This is a genomic window from Curvibacter cyanobacteriorum, assembly GCF_028649475.1.
GTDB lineage: Bacteria > Pseudomonadota > Gammaproteobacteria > Burkholderiales > Burkholderiaceae_C > Curvibacter > Curvibacter cyanobacteriorum.
In genome coordinates this window covers 13,483-27,568 of sequence record NZ_JAQSIP010000016.1, presented here as the reverse complement: position 1 = coordinate 27,568, position 14,086 = coordinate 13,483, and the positions used below count along the sequence as shown (strand labels likewise).

Below are 14,086 nucleotides of genomic sequence, written 5' to 3'. Positions count from 1 at the left end.
TTGCTCTTACCTATCAATCGAACGTGAGTCGTTGATTTGTAAGTGGTGCCCGGGGCCGGAATCGAACCGGCACGCCTTGCGGCGGGGGATTTTGAGTCCCCTGCGTCTACCAATTTCACCACCCGGGCAAAAAACGCTAGACCGAAATTATGGCACAGTGTTGGGCATGAAATACCCAACCATTGAAGACGCCGTCGGAAAAACGCCCTTGATCGCGCTTCAGCGCATCGGGGTCGCTGACAACCAGCGACGCGGCAACGTGGTCTTGGCCAAGCTGGAGGGCAACAACCCGGCCGGTTCGGTCAAGGACCGACCCGCTTTGTCGATGATCCGCCGTGCCGAAGAACGCGGCGACATCAAGCCTGGCGACACGCTGATCGAGGCCACCTCGGGCAACACCGGCATTGCGCTGGCCATGGCCGCTGCCATCCGGGGGTACCGCATGGTTTTGATCATGCCCGAGGACCTGTCCATCGAGCGCGCCCAGACCATGAAGGCCTTCGGGGCCGAATTGCTGCTGACCCCCAAGAGCGGCGGCATGGAATACGCCCGCGACCTGGCCGAGCAGATGCAAAAGGAAGGCAAGGGCCGCGTGCTGGATCAGTTTGGCAACGCCGACAACCCCCGCATCCACTACGAGACCACGGGGCCGGAGCTGTGGGAGCAGACCGGGGGCCGCATCACCCACTTTGTGAGCGCCATGGGCACCACGGGCACCATCACGGGCGTGGCGCGTTACCTGAAGGAAAAGAACTCCGCCGTGCGCATCATCGGTGCACAACCGAGTGAGGGGTCGCGCATTCCTGGCATCCGCAAGTGGCCCGAGGCTTACCTGCCCAGCATTTACGACGCCAGCCTGGTGGACCAGTTGGTGTACGTGTCGCAAGACGATGCCGAGGAAAGCTGCCGCCGACTGGCCCGTGAGGAAGGCATCTTTGCCGGCATCTCGGCCGCTGGCGCTTGCTGGGTCGCGCAGGAGATTGCGCGAACCTGCGAAAACGCCACCATCGCGTTTGTCGTGTGCGACCGCGGTGACCGTTACCTGTCGACTGGGGTGTTTCCGGCCTGACCGGGCGCGCCTGGCGCACCGGGCCCTGGCGAGCCGGGCCCCGCAGAGGGGCTGGCGTGTCGGGCCGGGCAGGGGGGCGTGGCGTGTACCGCGCTGCCCCCGCTGGGGCACACGGCGGTCTTTGTTGAATCCCCAACCCTTGCCCCAGGAGTGCAAGCATGAGCGCCCATTTTCGTTTTTGTCCTCAGTGCGCCAGTGCGCTGTCCGAGACCACTCAGATGGAAGACGGGGGCGAGAAGACCCGACTGCGCTGCCTGGTCTGTCAGTGGACGCACTGGAACAACCCGACCCCGGTGCTGGCTGCCATCATCGAGTACCGTGGGCAGGTGCTGCTGGCGCGCAATGCGGCTTGGTCGGGGCGCATGTTCGCGCTGATCACCGGCTTCATGGAGGCCGGCGAATCGCCTGAAGAAGGCATCGCGCGCGAGATCAAAGAAGAAACCAACCTCGACACCCTGTCGCTCAACCTGGTGGGGGTGCATGCCTTTCAGCGCATGAACCAGGTGCTGATCACCTACCACGCGGTGGCCGACGGTGACATTCGCCTCTCGCCCGAGCTGGTGGAGTACAAGTTGATGAACCCCGAAGACGTGATGTGCTGGCCGGCGGGCACGGGCCTGGCGCTGGCCCAGTGGCTGCGGGGCCGTGGCATCGAGCCGCGCTTCATGGAATTTCCGCGGCGCGAGGACTGAGCAGCGCCCGCAGGGGCCGCTGCGTTGGCTGGCGTCCTGCGTAGAATCGCAGCAGACGCGAGGAAATCCAGATGGACATTCAAAAAGAAATCGACACCCGGGGCCTGAACTGCCCCTTGCCCATCCTGAAGGCCAAGAAGGCCCTGACGGACATGATGAGCGGCCAGTTGCTCAAGGTGGTGGCCACCGACCCGGGTTCGTTGCGCGATTTTCAGGCCTTTGCCAAGCAGACCGGCAATGAGCTGGTCGAGCAAGAAACGCTCGGCACCGACTTCATCCATGTGCTGCGCCGCCGCTGAGGTCTGAGGTCGCCGCGCAAGCGGGGCCGCCCGATGCCCTGTGCGTGGGCCCGCCGTGGTGCACGACCATGGGCACTAAAAAGCCGTCCGAGAGGACGGCTTTTTTCATGGGGCCGCCCACGCGCACGCGGCGCGCAGGGGCTGTCGCCTCACAGGCTCAGGGTCTTGAGGTAGCTGCGGAAGCCCGCGCCCACTTCGGGGTGTTGCAGGGCCAGTTCCACCGTGGCTTCCAGGAAGCCTTCCTTGCTGCCGCAGTCGTAGCGCTTGCCTTCGTACTGCCAGGCGTAGACCGACTCGCTGGCCATGAGGCGGGCAATCGCGTCGGTGAGCTGGATCTCGCCGCCCGCGCCCTTGGGCTGGGTGCGCAGCATGTCGAAGATGGCCGGGGTCAGCACGTAGCGGCCTGCCACGCCCATGCGCGACGGTGCCACTTCAGGCATCGGCTTCTCGACGATGTGGCTGACCTTGAGCGTGCGCTCACCGGCCGGTTCGCCCACCACGATGCCGTAGCGGCGCACATGTTCCTTGGGCACTTCCTGCACGGCCAGGATCGAGGCGCCGAGCTTGGAGAACTGCTCGGTCATCTGCGCCATGATGGCCTGGCCCCCTTGCGGTGCGGCCATCAGGTCGTCGGCCAGCAGCACGGCAAAGGGCTCGTCGCCCACCAGGTGGGACGCGCACAGCACGGCGTGGCCCAGGCCCAGCGAACGCGGTTGGCGCACGTAGGAGAAGGACATGCCCGCGGGTTGCAGCGAACGCACCAGGGCCAGCATTTCGAGCTTCTGTGCGGCTTCGAGCTCGGCTTCGAGTTCGTAGGCGGTGTCGAAGTGGTCTTCGATGGCGCGCTTGCTGCGGCCCGTCACAAAGATCATGTGCTCGATGCCGGCCGCGTGGGCCTCTTCGACGGCGTACTGGATCAGGGGCTTGTCGACCACCGGCAGCATTTCCTTCGGGCTGGCCTTGGTGGCCGGCAGGAAACGCGTGCCGAGGCCCGCCACCGGAAACACCGCCTTGCGCACGGCTTGAATCGTTTTACTCATTTCAGCTCATCCTCCGTAATTGATCTTGAATCCCGGCCAGCTTGGTGGAGAAGTCAGCCACGCGCTTCTTCTCCTGTTCGATCACGGCCGGCGGGGCCTTGGCCACAAAGGCCTCGTTGGACAGTTTGCCGTTCGCCTTCGCGATTTCACCTTCCAGGCGAGCGGCCTCTTTGCTCAGGCGGGCTTTTTCAGCCGCGACATCGATTTCGACAAACAGGCACACGCGGGCTTGGCCCACCACCGCCACCGGGGCGGCTTGGGCGGCGGTGGCCCAGGCGGCCTCGTCGTCGAACAGCTTGACTTCGCTGAGCTTGGCCAGTGCTTGCAGTATTTGTGCCGACTGTTGCAGGAATGTGGCTTCGTCGGCGTTGTTGGCCAGGGCCAACAGCGGCAGGCGGGTGGCGGGCGACACGCCCAGTTCGCCGCGCAGGTTGCGGCAGGCGTCCACCAGGTCCTTCAGGCGCGCCACGTAGGCGATGGCCTCGGGGTCGATTTTGGCCGGTTGGGCCTCGGGGTAGCGGGCCACGCTGATCGATTCACCCGGCAGGCCGGCCACCGGGGCCACGGTCTGCCACAGCTCTTCGGTGATGAAGGGGATGATCGGGTGCGCCAGGCGCAGGATGGCTTCGAGCGTGCGGATCAGAGTGCGGCGGGTACCACGCTGCTGGGCTTCGTTGCCGGTCTGGATCTGCACCTTGGCGATCTCCAGGTACCAGTCGCAGAACTCGTTCCAGACGAAGTCGTAGAGGCGGTTGGCCACGTTGTCGAGGCGGTAGTCCTCGAAGCCCTTGGCGATGTCTGCCTCGACCTGCTGCAGCACCGAGCTGATCCAGCGGTCGGCCTGGCTGAAGTGCATGTAGCCATGGGCCTTGCCGCCCACCGAGCAGTCGGCCTTGGTGTGTTCCATCAGGCCGCAGTCCTGGCCTTCGCAGTTCATCAGCACGAAGCGGGTGGCGTTCCAGAGCTTGTTGCAGAAGTTGCGGTAGCCCTCGCAGCGCTTGCTGTCGAAGTTGATGCTGCGGCCCAGCGAGGCCAGCGCCGCAAAGGTGAAGCGCAGGGCGTCGGCACCGTAGGCGGGAATGCCTTCGGGGAACTCTCTTTGCGTGTTCTTGCGCACCTGCGGGGCGGTTTCGGGCTTGCGCAGGCCGGTGGTGCGCTTGTCCAGCAGGGGCTCGAGCGAAATGCCGTCGATCAGGTCCACCGGGTCCAGCACATTGCCCTCGGACTTGCTCATCTTCTTGCCCTGCGCGTCGCGCACCAGACCGTGGATGTAGACGTGTTTGAACGGTACACGGCCCGTGAAGTGGGTGGTCATCATGATCATCCGGGCGACCCAGAAGAAGATGATGTCGTAGCCTGTGACCAGCACGCTGCTGGGCAGGTACAGGTTGAAGTCGTCTTCGGCCGCGCCGGTCTGCTGGGGCCAGCCCATGGTGCTGAAGGGCACCAGTGCCGACGAGTACCAGGTGTCGAGCACGTCTTCATCGCGGCGCAAGGTCTTGCCCGGGGCCTTGGCCTGGGCTTCGGCTTCGTTGCGGGCCACGATCACGTTGCCGTCTTCGTCGTACCAGGCCGGGATCTGGTGACCCCACCACAGCTGGCGGCTGATGCACCAGTCCTGGATGTTGTTCATCCACTGGTTGTAGGTGTTGACCCAGTTCTCGGGCACGAACTTGACCTCGCCGCTGGCCACGGCGTCGATGGCCTTCTGGGCGATCGAGCGGGTGTCGAGTGCCGGATCGGACCCGGTGCCAGCCCCCTCGGGGGGCTGCGAACCACACGCCGTGGGCAGCGTGGGGGCCTTGTTCATGGCGACAAACCATTGGTCGGTCAGCATGGGCTCGATCACCTGGCCGGTGCGGGTGCAGCGCGGCACCATCAGCTTGTGCTTCTTCACCTCAACCAGGGCACCAGCGGCTTCCAGGTCGGCCACCACGGCCTTGCGCGCCACGAAGCGGTCCAGGCCCTGGTATTTGGCGGGGGCGTTGTCGTTGATCTTGGCTTCCAGCGTCAGCACGCAGATCATGGGCAGGCCGTGGCGTTGGCCCACGGCGTAGTCGTTCTGGTCGTGGGCGGGCGTGACCTTGACCACACCGGTGCCGAACTCGCGGTCCACGTAGTCATCGGCAATCACCGGGATCTCTCGGTCGGTCAACGGCAGCTTGACCTTCTTGCCGATCAGCGCGGTGTAGCGCTCGTCCTCGGGGTGCACCATCACGGCCACGTCGCCCAGCAGGGTCTCGGGGCGGGTGGTGGCCACGGTCAGGCTGCCCGAGCCGTCGGCCAGCGGGTAGGCGATGTGCCACAGGCTGCCGTCTTCTTCTTCGCTTTCGACTTCCAGGTCGGACACGGCCGACATCAGCACCGGGTCCCAGTTGACCAGGCGCTTGCCGCGGTAGATCAGGCCTTGCTCATACAGGCGCACAAAGGTCTCGGTCACCACGCTGGACAGCTTGTCGTCCATGGTGAAGTACTCACGGCTCCAGTCCACGCTGTCGCCCATGCGGCGCATCTGGGTGGTGATGGTGTTGCCGGACTTTTCTTTCCACTCCCAGACCTTGCTGACGAAGTTCTTGCGGCCCAGGTCGTGGCGGCTGAGCTTTTGCTCTTGCAGCTGGCGCTCCACCACGATCTGCGTGGCGATGCCGGCGTGGTCGGTGCCGGGCACCCAGACCGTGTTGTGGCCCTTCATGCGGTGGTAACGCGTGAGGCTGTCCATGATGGTCTGGTTGAAGGCGTGGCCCATGTGCAGCGTGCCGGTCACATTGGGCGGCGGCAGCTGAATGGCGAAGGAGGGCGCTTGCGCGTCGGGCACGCCCGTGCCGCGCACGCCGGCCTTGCCGTAGCCGCGCTGCTCCCACAGAGGGCCCCAGCGCTGTTCGATGGCGGCAGGTTCAAACGACTTGGAGAGGCTGTTCAGGCCGGGCTGGGGCGCGGCGTTGTCCGGGGTGTTGCTCATGGGCTGGGAAATGAAAACGGCACCCTGAGGTGCCGTCTGGTGACTGTTGCAGGATGGCGCCGATTTTAGCGGCCCCGGGCTGGGCTTCGGCCTGCGGCGTTAGAAAGCGCCGGGGGCCGACGATGCCGCGCGGTGCCGTTCCGCCTCAGGTCGGGCCCGGTCCGTACTCCGGGCGGTCGTTGTGCTGAGGCTTCAGCGGGGCGGCCAACTGGCCGGCGGCCCGTTCCTGGCGCCATTGTTCTTTGCGGGCGGTCCACTCGCGCAGGCGCTGGTGTGCGGTGGTGCTTTCACGCGCCATGTCGGCGTCGTTGGCCAGTTGGGCGCTGAGTTCGAGGCGGATGCCGTTGGGGTCGAAGAAGTAGATGCTCTTGAAGATGTGGTGGTCGGTCACGCCCAGCACCTCGACGCCATGGGCTTGCAGGCGGGCCTTGGTGTTCTCGAGCTCCTGCACCGTGTTGACCCGGAACGCGATGTGGTTGACCCACAGCGGGGTGTTGGGCGAGGGCTCGGGCTTGACGTCGTCGCCGAGGTCGAAGAAGGCGATGAACGAGCCGTCCTGCAAGCGAAAGAAGAAGTGTGTGTAAGGGCAGTACTCGCCCGTGCTGGGCACGTAGTCGCTTTGGATGATGTGGTAGAGCGGCAGGCCCAGGATGTCTTCGTAGAAGTGGCGCGTTTCCTCGGCGTCACGTGCTTTGTAGGCGTAGTGGTGCAGCTGCTGGATGGGGGCCGGGGCGGGCAGGTTCGGCAGGCGGGTCGGGTGGGGGGCTTGGGTCGCTTGGGGGGAGGGCGTGGCCATGGTGTCGGTGTCTCCGAAAAAGGGGCCTGGGCGAGGCGGTGTGGGTTTGTTGATTTAACTATTCGTAATTTGTTTACTTTATCGTAATTGCGCGGGGGTGCCAAGGGCGTGTCTGCGGGGGCCGAGAGCAGGACGCTGGTTCCGCTCCTTGTGGCCCGGCAGCGCCTGCGGCCGGCAGGGGTTTGCAGGCGGGGCCCCGGGGCTCCGATAATGGGCAAAATGAAACCGCGAGACCCGTGTGTCTCGATCGACTCCAGATGCATCCGACGCCCCAGAACCCGGCATGACCCCTTTGAACCCCCCGTTCCCATCTGCACCCGCTGACCTGGACCAGCGCCTGCAGGCCTTGCTCTTGCGCGAAACCGGGCAGGCCTTGTCGCCCTCGGCCCTGAACGAATTGCTGGCCCTGACGGGGCACCTGGTGTCGGGGGTGGGCGCGCCGGCGGTGGCGCAGCGCGAGGTCACGGTGCTGCTGGCCGATTTGCGCGGCTTCACGGCGCTCACCGCCACGCAACCCGCGGGCGTCATCATTGCCTTGCTGAACCGCTGCCTGGGGGCCATTTGCGAGGTGATCCTGCGCCACGGTGGCACCATCGACAAGTTCATGGGGGACTCGGTGATGGTGCTGTTTGGCGCCCCCGAAGGGCGTCCCGATGACGTCGACCGCGCGCTGGTCTGTGCCGTCGAGATGCAGCAGGCGATGGAGCGCCTCAACCAAGAAGACCGCCACCTGGGTCTGCCCGAGCTGTACATGGGCATCGGCATCAACACCGGGCAGGTGATCGCGGGGCGCTTTGGGTCGGCCGCCTATTCGCAGTACACGGTGATTGGCGACGAGGTGAACCTGGCCTCGCGCATCGAGTCCTTCAGCCTGCGCGGGCAGGTGTTGATCAGCGAACACACCTTCGAGCGCTGTCAGCACCTGGTCGACACCTCGGGCCCCATGGAGGTGCATGTCAAAGGCAAGAGCGAACCGGTGCGGGTGCGCGAGGTGGTGGCCATCCCCTCGCGGGGCCTGCGCGTGCCGCGCACCGAGGGGCGCCGCAGCCACCGGGTTGAGGTGAACCTGTCGTGCATGCTGCACGAGTTGCAGGACAAGGTGGTGGTGCCGCGGGTCATCTCGGCCACCATCCTGGACATCGGCTACCACGGCCTGCAACTGGAGCTGGACCAGCCGCTCGAACCCTTCGCTGAGCTCAAGCTGGAGTTCGGCCTGCGCCTGCTCGACTTCCGGGCCTCCGATGTCTATGCCAAGGTGGTCAAGTGCCGCCCCCACCAGGGTCGCTGGCGGGCCGGCCTGGAGTTCACCGCCATCGCGGTCGACACCAGTGCCCGCTTGCAGACCTTTGTGCAGATGCTGGTGGCGCGCGGCGCCTGAGTCGCGCGCGGTGCCGGTGCGGGCCCGGTGGCTGCCCGGTCACCCGGTCACCAGCTCAGAGCGTGCGGCGCATGGCCTGGGCCAGTGCGGGCTGCTGCCGCGCCTCAAGGGCCTGCACCGCACCCAGCCGGTCGCGGGCCTCCTTGTTCTGACTCAGCTTGAACTTGCCGACCAGAGAGGTCAGGATGATCTCGATGCCCACAATGTGCTTCAGCAGGCCATCGATGAACTCAGGCGCCGAGTCGCCCATCTTCCAGGGTTGGGGCTCGGGGGCTTCGTGCTGGCGTGTCAGGGTGGCCACCAGGCCACGCACAAAGCGTTCGTCGTCGCGCACCGCCAGCGTGCCATGGGCCTGCACCACCTCGTAGTTCCAGGTCGGGACCTGGCGGTGGGTTTCGTGCTTGCTCGGGTACCAGCTGGGCGACACATAGGCCTCGGCACCGCGGAACACCACCATCACCGCCTGCCCCTCGACGGCCTCTTGCCACAGCGGGTTGGCCCGCGCCACATGGGCGCGCAAGGTGCCCTGGGGCCCGGTGTGGGGGTCGAAGGCGAATGGCAGCGGGTTGACGTCAAGGCCAGCCCCGCCATGGGTGACCAGCAGGCCCAGGGGGTGCTCGCGCATCACGCGGTGCAGTTCGTCGAGGCGGGGTTCGGCAAAGTGGGCGGGGATGTACATCGGTTCGCTGGGGTGGGTGAGAGGGGCTGGGCCTCCACTGTCGCCGCCAACCGGTACCATCAGAAGAGCCAGTTTTTGAGAGTTTTGATGGGCCAGTTCGAGCACCCCAACCCTGCACCCGCCGCACCGGCCCCCACCGGACCGGGTCGACGGCTGTACGAGCTGTTGCGCAGCCAGATCACGGACGGCGGGCTGCCTGCCGGGGCGCGTGCGCCATCGACCCGGGCGCTGGCCGCGGAATGGGGGGTGTCGCGCACCACGGTCACGGCGGTGTACGAGCAGCTCGCGGCCGAGGGCTACCTGCACACGTCGGCGGGGCGCGTGGCGCGTGTGGCCAGCCTGTCGGTGGCGGCGGGCGCCCGGCGCACCGAGGCCGCTGTTCCCAGGGCGGCTGGTGCGGCCCCGCCCGCCGGGATGGCGGTGCCCGGGATCACCCCCATGGCGGCGGGGCCTGGGCCCAGTGGGCCTCGCCTGTCCGACTGGGGGCGCCGGGTGCAGGCCATGGCCCTGTCGTCCCTGCCCGCAAGCGAGCCTTTGCCTTTCGACTTTCTGTACGGGGCGCTGGCGCCGCAGGACTTCCCGGTGCTGGCCTGGCGGCGGGCCAGCAAGCTCGCGGCGCTGCAGCCACCCGCGCGCCTGTCTTACGCGGCGCCCGAGGGGGACCCGGCCCTGCGGCGCGCTTTGCAGGGCTACCTGCGCCGGGCGCGGGGTCTGGTCTGCGATGCGGAGCAGATGCTGTTGGTCCAGGGCTCGCAGCAAGGCATTGACCTGTGCGCGCGCCTGCTGCTGCAGGCTGGTGACCGCTTTGCCTTTGAAGACCCCGGCTACCTGATGGCGCGGCGCTGTTTTGAGGCCACGGGGGCGCACGGGACCGCGGTGCCGGTCGATGCGCAGGGCCTGGACCCCGCGCAGCTGCCGCAGGGCCGCCCGGTGCGGCTGCTCTACGTCACGCCCTCGCACCAGTTCCCCCTCGGGGGGGTGTTGCCGGTCACCCGCCGCCAGGCCGTGCTCGACTGGGCCCAACGGCAGCAGGCCTGGGTGGTGGAGGACGACTACGACGGCGAGTTTCGCTACGGGCAGCGCCCCATGGATGCGCTGCAGTCGATGGACCCCGACGGCCGGGTGATCTATGTCGGCACCTTCTCCAAGGCCTTGTCGCCGCAGCTGCGCCTGGGTTACCTGGTGCTGCCTGCGGCGCTGGTGCCGGTGTTCCGGCAGGCCAAGCGCCTGAGTGACCGGCATGCCCCGGTGGAGGCGCAGCGGGTGCTCGCCACGCTGATCGACAGCGGGGCTTACGAGCGGCATGTGCGGCGCGTGCGGCGCGACAACGAGCGCCGCCGTGCCGCCTTGCTGGCGGCGCTGGCACGCGAGTTGCCCCAAAGTGCTGAGGTGACGGGCGCGGCGGCGGGCCTGCACCTGGTGCTGTGGCTGCCGCTCTGGCGGGCCGCCGACGAGCCGGGCCTGGCCGCGGCCGCGCGCGCCGTGGGCGTGGGGCTGTACCCGGTGTCGCCGCTGTATGCCTCGGGGTTGGAGGGGGCGGGTGCCACCCACCGGCCGGCAGGCTTCATCCTGGGCTACGCCAGCCTCACGGTGGCGCAGATCGAGGAGGGCGTGCGCCGCCTCGGGGCCTTGTTGCGTGCGCGTGGCGGTGCCAGGGGGGCGGTGGTCTGAGGCCGCAGTTTGTCGCCTGGGTGAGGTGCGCGCCCGGTGGTGGCTCCGGCGTGCATGAAAAAAGCCCTTGTGCCTTCCGGGGGAGGCACAAGGGCTATGGGGCCGGTGGGGCTGTGGGGCCTACCGGCGGCTGGGCCACCGGTGGGCGTCCGCCCGTGGGCTGACCCTTACTGCTTGACGGCTTCGACTTGCAGGCGCAGCAGCACGTTCTTGGCGAAACCCCAGTCCACGCCGTAGTTCATGCCCCATTGGGTGCGGTCGATGGTGGCTTCGAAGTCGCCGCCGCAGACTTCGCGCTTGAGCATCGGGCTTTGGTAGCAGTTGAACTGGTTGGCCTTCAGGGTGACGGGGTTGGTCTTGCCCAGCAGGGTCAGCGTGCCAGCCACTTCGGTGACTTTGTCGCCGTTGAAGGTGAACTTGTCGCTGACGAACTTGAAGGTCGGGAACTGGGCCGCGTTGAACAGGTCAGCGCTTTGCAGGTGCTTGTCAAAGCCCGGGGTGCCGGTGTTGATCGAAGCGGTTTCGAAAGTGATTTCCACCTTGCCGGTCTTGGCGGCCTTGTCCAGCTGCACCGAGCCTTCCTTCTTGTCGAAACGGCCCCGGTTCATGGCGGCGCCAAAGTGGCTGATTTCGAAGTTGGCAAAGGTGTGGGTCGGGTCGATCGCATAGGTCGCGGGTTCGGCTTGGGCCACGCCAGAAGACAGGGCGGCCAAAGCGGCCAGAGCGATGAGGGTAGAACGCATGGTTGAAACTCCAGTTGAGGACAAAGAACAGCAGGGGAAAAAAACGAAACCGATCACTCGGGGCGGGTGGGGGCTCAGAACTTGCCCACGCCGCTCAGGGCGAACTTGAACTTGACTTGCACGTCGTCGGCGACCATGCCGGTGTCGGCCCATTCGCCTTCACCAATCTTGAAGGCCAGGCGCTTGATCGGCAGCACGCCGGTGGCCACCGTGTTGGCGCCACTTTGGGTCAACGTGATCGGGAAGCGCACGTCCTGTGCGTTGCCCTTGATGGTCAGCTTGCCCGCGATCTCAAACTTGCCGCCGCCCAGGCCCTTGGCCGAGGTCGACTGGAAAGTGGCTTGCGGAAACTTGGCGGTGTTGAACCAGGGGGCCTTGGGCAGTTCGGCGTCGCTCTCCGGCACGCCCAGCGTGGCGCTGGCGATGTCCACCGTCATGGCGATCTTGGCGGCTTCCGGCTTGGCCGGGTCGAACGCGATCTGGGCGTCGAACTTCTTGAAGCGGCCTTCGACGGGCACACCCATCTGCTTGCTGACGAACACGATTTCGCTTTGCGCCGGCACCAGCTTCTGGTCGGCGTGGGCGGCTTGGCCCAGCAGGCCAAAGCCCAACAAGGCAACGGTTGCGGCAGTGCGCAAGGGGATCAAGGTCATGACAAGACTCCTGTGGCGGCCTCAGCAGGCCGCGTGAATGAAAAGGTCAAGAAAGGGTGGGATGGGCCAGTGGGCACGGCGTCAGCCGCGGCCTGGCAGCATGCGGCTGATGAGGCCGTCGCGGTCGATGATCTGGTGCTTCAGCGCGGCCGCAATGTGCAGACCGGCCAGGGCCGCCAGGGCCCAGGCGCTGGCCGCGTGCCAGGGTTTGATCAACTCGGCCAGGGCCTTGTCGGCACCAATGAAGTCCGGCAGCGGGAACTGGCCAAACAGCACGATCGGGAAGCCGGCAGCCGAGCTGTAGGCCCAGCCCAGCAAGGGCACGGCAAAGAACAGCCCATACAAGAGGTGGTGGGTGCCATGGTGGGCCGCACGTTGCCAGGCGGGCATGGCGTCTTCCACCGCGTGGGGCAGGGCCGGCGGGCGGTGCGTCAGGCGCCACAGCAAACGCAGCACCGACAGTGCCAGCAGCGTGATGCCAGCCCATTTGTGCCAGTTGTAGAGCTTCAGGCGTTGGGGGGAGAAGGGCAGCTCGGTCATGTAGAGACCGACGCAGAACAAGCCGATCAAGGCCAGGCCCAGCACCCAGTGCAGGAGCATGGCCACACCGCTGTAGCGGGCGGCAGGTTGGAGCGAATTTGAAACGCTGGCAGTCATGGAGAACCTGTTGTTTACATTTTCGGAGTGGGACTCGTTGATGTGCAACAAGTTCCTGAACTGCGCTCAGTGTAGAAAACCGCCCCGGGCCGGGGTTTCAGCTTGATTGACGCTTCGATTCAAAAAAATTGAATTGATGGAGCGCCCGCGGGCAGGGGGCGGTCCGCGTCAGGGGCCGCTCAGGGCGGCCAGTTTCCAGGCCTGGGCCGCGGCGTCGGCGTCGTCGCGCTGCTCGGCCAGCAGGGCCAGGGCGCGCCAGGCGTTGCGGCGCAACACGCCGGCTTCGAGGTGGTGGGTGGCTTGGGTCAGCAGCTGCTGCGATTTGCCCCACAGCTGGCGCTTCAGGCAGGCCATCCCCGCCAGGTACTGCAGTCCTGCGTGGCGTGGGTTGGCCTTGTGGGCGGTTTCGATGCGGGCCAGCCAGTTCGCGTCCAGGGATTCCATGCTGGACTCCAAGGCCTCGATCAGGCGCTGTTGCAGGTGCTCGGGCAGCGCATCGGGCAGGCTCACCATGCGCTCCCACACCGGCAGCAGCCAGGCCCGGGCAAGGCCGTCGTCGCCACCCAGGCGCGTCAGGCGCTGCGCGGCGTGCAGGGCCAGTTCGGGCATTTGGCGCTCTTGTGCATCCAGGTCTTGCCAGACTTGTTGCAGTTGGGTCGGGTCGTGGGCGCCGTTGAGCAGGTCGGTGGCCAGGCCGCGCACGATGCTTTGCGCCGCGCTGGCCGAGAAGGCGCGGTGCTTCGCCAGCAGGCGGGCGGTTTCCAGGGCTTCGCGGTTCTGTCCGGCCAGCCGGGCGGCTTTGAGTCGGGTGCGCAGCGCGATGGTGCGGCGGGCCGCGCCGTGGGGCAGTTCCTCGAGTCGGGCCAGTGCGCCCGTGGCGTCGCGGTCGTCGAGGGTCCAGCGCGCGCTGCGCAGCAGCGCGCCTTCGTGCAGCTCGGCCGACTGGGCGTTCTGGCGCGTCGCGGTCTCGGCCAGGGCTTGCACCAGGTGCTCGTCACGGCGGCTGCGGTCTTGCAGCGCATGCGCGCCATCGGCGGCCACCAGGTGGGCCAGGGTGCGCAGCTGGGTGCCGGGGCCGTTGTATTGGGCCGTGCCTTGCAGCGATTGCTCTTGGGCCAGTGCCGCTTCGGCGGCCTTGCTGGCGCGCACAAAGCGGCCCGACAACAGGTGGGTCAGGCCGTCGAGCAGGGCGCCATACATGGCGCGTTCTTTCTGTTGCAGGCGCCAACGGCGGGCCTGTTGCGGCATCTCGAACAAGGCGGCCAGGGCTTGCAGGGCCGCGTGCAGGACAACAAAACTGCCCACCAGCAGGAGCAGCACCATGTTGAGCGACAGGTCAACGCGGTAGGGCGGCCAGAACACGGTCACCGTGCCCTGGTTGTTGCCGGCGAACAGGGCCACCGCGACGGCCACGCCGAACAGGGCCAGGAACCAAAGGGCTGCGCGCATG

The 14,086-nt window shown here is 66.8% G+C and carries 13 protein-coding genes and 1 tRNA gene; 5 read left to right on the top strand and 9 right to left on the bottom strand.

Annotation, left to right across the window (positions count from 1 at the left end):
• Positions 1 to 43: 43 nt before the first annotated feature.
• A tRNA-Leu gene (locus tag PSQ40_RS21195) sits at positions 44 to 128 on the bottom strand.
• 38 nt (positions 129 to 166) lie between these two features.
• Here PSQ40_RS21195 and cysM point away from each other — a divergent pair.
• From cysM to PSQ40_RS21180, 3 genes are all read left to right on the top strand, one after another.
• A complete protein-coding gene (cysM, locus tag PSQ40_RS21190; RefSeq protein ID WP_273953895.1) occupies positions 167 to 1,069 on the top strand; it encodes a cysteine synthase CysM in 903 nt (300 codons plus the stop codon).
• Positions 1,070 to 1,227: 158 nt separating this feature from the next.
• The gene (locus PSQ40_RS21185) at positions 1,228 to 1,761 is read left to right on the top strand and encodes an NUDIX domain-containing protein (RefSeq protein WP_273953894.1); all 534 of its coding nucleotides are present in this window, start codon (positions 1,228 to 1,230) and stop codon (positions 1,759 to 1,761) included.
• A 71-nt stretch (positions 1,762 to 1,832) separates the two neighbouring features.
• Positions 1,833 to 2,060: a sulfurtransferase TusA family protein gene (locus PSQ40_RS21180; RefSeq protein WP_273953893.1), complete on the top strand. Its 228-nt coding sequence runs from the start codon at positions 1,833 to 1,835 to the stop codon at positions 2,058 to 2,060.
• Positions 2,061 to 2,209: 149 nt separating this feature from the next.
• On the opposite strand, the gene galU is transcribed toward PSQ40_RS21180, so the two are convergent.
• From galU to PSQ40_RS21165, 3 genes are all read right to left on the bottom strand, one after another.
• Entirely contained in the window at positions 2,210 to 3,100 is an 891-nt protein-coding gene (gene galU, locus PSQ40_RS21175; RefSeq protein ID WP_273953892.1) for a UTP--glucose-1-phosphate uridylyltransferase GalU, read from the bottom strand.
• 1 nt (position 3,101) lies between these two features.
• Positions 3,102 to 6,059, bottom strand: coding sequence for a valine--tRNA ligase (locus PSQ40_RS21170; RefSeq protein ID WP_273953891.1), 2,958 nt, complete (start codon positions 6,057 to 6,059; stop codon positions 3,102 to 3,104).
• 145 nt (positions 6,060 to 6,204) lie between these two features.
• A complete protein-coding gene (locus PSQ40_RS21165) occupies positions 6,205 to 6,855 on the bottom strand; it encodes a VOC family protein (RefSeq protein ID WP_273953889.1) in 651 nt (216 codons plus the stop codon).
• A 283-nt stretch (positions 6,856 to 7,138) separates the two neighbouring features.
• Here PSQ40_RS21165 and PSQ40_RS21160 point away from each other — a divergent pair, with 283 nt between their 5' ends.
• On the top strand, positions 7,139 to 8,233 hold the full coding sequence (locus PSQ40_RS21160) for an adenylate/guanylate cyclase domain-containing protein (RefSeq protein WP_273953888.1): 1,095 nt from the start codon (positions 7,139 to 7,141) through the stop codon (positions 8,231 to 8,233).
• Between the two features lie 55 nt (positions 8,234 to 8,288).
• On the opposite strand, the gene PSQ40_RS21155 is transcribed toward PSQ40_RS21160, so the two are convergent.
• The gene (locus tag PSQ40_RS21155) at positions 8,289 to 8,912 is read right to left on the bottom strand and encodes an FMN-binding negative transcriptional regulator (protein ID WP_273953887.1); all 624 of its coding nucleotides are present in this window, start codon (positions 8,910 to 8,912) and stop codon (positions 8,289 to 8,291) included.
• Between the two features lie 87 nt (positions 8,913 to 8,999).
• On the opposite strand from PSQ40_RS21155, the gene pdxR reads away from it, so the two are divergent.
• On the top strand, positions 9,000 to 10,583 hold the full coding sequence (gene pdxR, locus PSQ40_RS21150) for a MocR-like pyridoxine biosynthesis transcription factor PdxR (protein WP_273953917.1): 1,584 nt from the start codon (positions 9,000 to 9,002) through the stop codon (positions 10,581 to 10,583).
• Between the two features lie 167 nt (positions 10,584 to 10,750).
• Here pdxR and PSQ40_RS21145 read toward each other — a convergent pair whose 3' ends face one another.
• From PSQ40_RS21145 to PSQ40_RS21130, 4 genes are all read right to left on the bottom strand, one after another.
• Complete coding sequence (locus tag PSQ40_RS21145) at positions 10,751 to 11,326, bottom strand: YceI family protein (protein ID WP_273953886.1); 576 nt, start codon at positions 11,324 to 11,326, stop codon at positions 10,751 to 10,753.
• Between the two features lie 74 nt (positions 11,327 to 11,400).
• A complete protein-coding gene (locus tag PSQ40_RS21140; RefSeq protein WP_273953885.1) occupies positions 11,401 to 11,979 on the bottom strand; it encodes a YceI family protein in 579 nt (192 codons plus the stop codon).
• 81 nt (positions 11,980 to 12,060) lie between these two features.
• Positions 12,061 to 12,636, bottom strand: coding sequence for a cytochrome b (locus PSQ40_RS21135; protein ID WP_273953884.1), 576 nt, complete (start codon positions 12,634 to 12,636; stop codon positions 12,061 to 12,063).
• A gap of 168 nt (positions 12,637 to 12,804) precedes the next feature.
• On the bottom strand, positions 12,805 to 14,085 hold the full coding sequence (locus PSQ40_RS21130) for a heme biosynthesis protein HemY (protein ID WP_273953883.1): 1,281 nt from the start codon (positions 14,083 to 14,085) through the stop codon (positions 12,805 to 12,807).
• Position 14,086: the final 1 nt, after the last annotated feature.

What these genes read in the sequence shown, in the direction of transcription:
- PSQ40_RS21180 (WP_273953893.1), top strand. Translation starts at nt 1,833, where the DNA reads ATGGACATTCAAAAAGAAATCGACACCCGGGGCCTGAACTGCCCCTTG.
- PSQ40_RS21140 (WP_273953885.1), bottom strand. Translation starts at nt 11,979, where the DNA reads ATGACCTTGATCCCCTTGCGCACTGCCGCAACCGTTGCCTTGTTGGGC.
- PSQ40_RS21155 (WP_273953887.1), bottom strand. Translation starts at nt 8,912, where the DNA reads ATGTACATCCCCGCCCACTTTGCCGAACCCCGCCTCGACGAACTGCAC.
- cysM (WP_273953895.1), top strand. Translation starts at nt 167, where the DNA reads ATGAAATACCCAACCATTGAAGACGCCGTCGGAAAAACGCCCTTGATC.
- galU (WP_273953892.1), bottom strand. Translation starts at nt 3,100, where the DNA reads ATGAGTAAAACGATTCAAGCCGTGCGCAAGGCGGTGTTTCCGGTGGCG.
- PSQ40_RS21135 (WP_273953884.1), bottom strand. Translation starts at nt 12,636, where the DNA reads ATGACTGCCAGCGTTTCAAATTCGCTCCAACCTGCCGCCCGCTACAGC.
- PSQ40_RS21165 (WP_273953889.1), bottom strand. Translation starts at nt 6,855, where the DNA reads ATGGCCACGCCCTCCCCCCAAGCGACCCAAGCCCCCCACCCGACCCGC.
- PSQ40_RS21185 (WP_273953894.1), top strand. Translation starts at nt 1,228, where the DNA reads ATGAGCGCCCATTTTCGTTTTTGTCCTCAGTGCGCCAGTGCGCTGTCC.
- PSQ40_RS21145 (WP_273953886.1), bottom strand. Translation starts at nt 11,326, where the DNA reads ATGCGTTCTACCCTCATCGCTCTGGCCGCTTTGGCCGCCCTGTCTTCT.
- pdxR (WP_273953917.1), top strand. Translation starts at nt 9,000, where the DNA reads ATGGGCCAGTTCGAGCACCCCAACCCTGCACCCGCCGCACCGGCCCCC.
- PSQ40_RS21160 (WP_273953888.1), top strand. Translation starts at nt 7,139, where the DNA reads ATGACCCCTTTGAACCCCCCGTTCCCATCTGCACCCGCTGACCTGGAC.
- PSQ40_RS21130 (WP_273953883.1), bottom strand. Translation starts at nt 14,085, where the DNA reads ATGCGCGCAGCCCTTTGGTTCCTGGCCCTGTTCGGCGTGGCCGTCGCG.
- PSQ40_RS21170 (WP_273953891.1), bottom strand. Translation starts at nt 6,059, where the DNA reads ATGAGCAACACCCCGGACAACGCCGCGCCCCAGCCCGGCCTGAACAGC.